Genomic DNA, 1806 nt, shown 5'->3' on the forward strand with positions numbered 1-1806 from the left:
ACGCCCTGAATCGCCCTGGGTTTGATGGAGGCTCGGGTTATTGGTTTCCAACCCCGTGCGGGGCGGCTTGTTGGGCAGCGTAGTGGGCTGCTTCGAACTCGGCCGGCGACGCGAAGCCGCAGTGGCTGTGGAGGCGTTCCTCGTTGAACCAGTGCACCCATGACAGGGTGGCGAGCTCGAGCTCGTCGACGTCGTTCCAGGGTCGTGGGGCGTCGGGCCCGTAGACACACTCGGTCTTGTAGAGCCCGTTGGTCGTCTCAGCCAGCGCGTTGTCGTAGCTGTCAGCGACGGTGCCGATCGATGGTCGGGCACCGATCTCGTCGAGCCGTTCAGTGAATCTCACCGACGTAAATTGCGACCCCGCATCCGAGTGGGCAACGAGACCGACGAGACGGCGGCCACCGCGGCAGCGGCGGGCCATCTCCAAGGCGTCGAGGACCATGTCGGTGCGCATGTTCGACGCGACGCGCCAGCCGACGATGCGGCGGGAGAACGCGTCGACGATGAAACAGACATAGGCCATCCCGGTCCGTGTTGCCACGTAGGTCAGATCGGTGACCCACAACGCGTCAGGCCGATCCGCTGTGAAGTTGCGGTTCACGAGATCCGGCGCCCTCACGGCGTCGGGATCGGGTCGGGTGGTGAACACTTTGCGCCGCTGCCGGCTCACACCCTCGATCTGCATCCGGCGCATCAGCCGGGCGACTTGATCACGGCCGACGTCGTGACCGGCCTTGCGCGCCGCGATCCACAGCTTGTGAGCGCCGTAGACCTTGCGGTTGGCGACCCACAACACCATCAGCGCCTGCATCATCACGACATCACGGACAGCCCGCGGCGACGGCGCGGTCTGACGGCGCTTCGCGGCGTAGTAGGTGCTCGGAGCGATCTGCAACGCCCTGCAGATCGGCTCGACTCCGAGCTCACGATGCTCGTCGATGAACCCGACGACCACATCTACGGGCGGTCGAGCTCCGCCTGGGCGAAATACGCGGAGGCCTTCCGCAAGATCTCGTTCGCCCGCTTGAGCTCACGGTTCTCCTGCTCCAACCGGCGGATCCGCTCAGCATCGTCGCTGCTCAACCCCGCCCGGTCACCGGCGTCGATGTCGGCCTGGTTCACCCAGTTCCGCAACGATTCCGTACCGATCCCGAGCTGATCAGCGACCCGCTTGACGGTTCCGTGATCGCTGCCGAGCTCCTTGCGCAACTGGCGCACCGCCCGCACCGCCCGTTCCTTCTCCGCCTCGCTGTAACGACGCGCGTTCGGCTTCCCCGAAGGGCCCTCAATCGGCATGACTCCATCCTCGTTTCCAAGATCAGGAGCCTCCAACCAACCCAGGGCGATTCACCCGCTTCGATCCCGAAACCGGCGCCCGCGTCCGCGCCGCCATCGACCAAGAGATCGACCGGCTCTACCGAGCCAAACGCGACGACCCCACCGACACCCGCACCCACCAACAAGTCGTCGCCGACGCCATCGCCAACCTCATCACCGGCACCCGCACCAACGACCAACACGCCACCGACCTCGTCGTCCTCATCGACCTCCAAACGCTGCTCGATCACGACCCCGCAAAGCCGGCCACCGAGACGACCCCAGACACCACGCCCACCACGGCCACCGGAGCCAACACATCGGCCACCACGACATCGGCCACCACGACAGCTGCGACCACGACATCGGCGACCACGACAGCGGCGCCAACCGCGGCCGCCGCGACGACGGCTACGACGGCAGCGAACCCGGGACGTTGCTGCGAAACCTCCGACGGCACACCCCTGCCCGTCGAAACGATCCGCCGGC

At 66.4% G+C, this 1806-nt stretch carries 2 protein-coding genes and 1 other annotated feature; both genes read right to left on the reverse strand.

Annotated elements, in window-relative coordinates:
- Positions 1-37: 37 nt before the first annotated feature.
- A protein-coding gene (locus DN771_RS29015; RefSeq protein ID WP_117001081.1) for an IS3 family transposase occupies positions 38-1296 on the reverse strand; the annotation gives its coding sequence in 2 pieces (ribosomal slippage) (positions 38-988 and positions 991-1296; 1257 coding nt in all).
- Positions 881-994: a sequence feature (AL1L pseudoknot), on the reverse strand. It overlaps the preceding gene by 114 nt.
- A 268-nt stretch (positions 1297-1564) precedes the next feature.
- Positions 1565-1806 (reverse strand): hypothetical protein (locus DN771_RS29020; RefSeq protein WP_205528831.1); only part of this gene is annotated, 242 nt, incomplete at its 5' end.

The organism is Desertimonas flava (genome assembly GCF_003426815.1).
Taxonomy (GTDB): Bacteria; Actinomycetota; Acidimicrobiia; order Acidimicrobiales; family Ilumatobacteraceae; genus Desertimonas; species Desertimonas flava.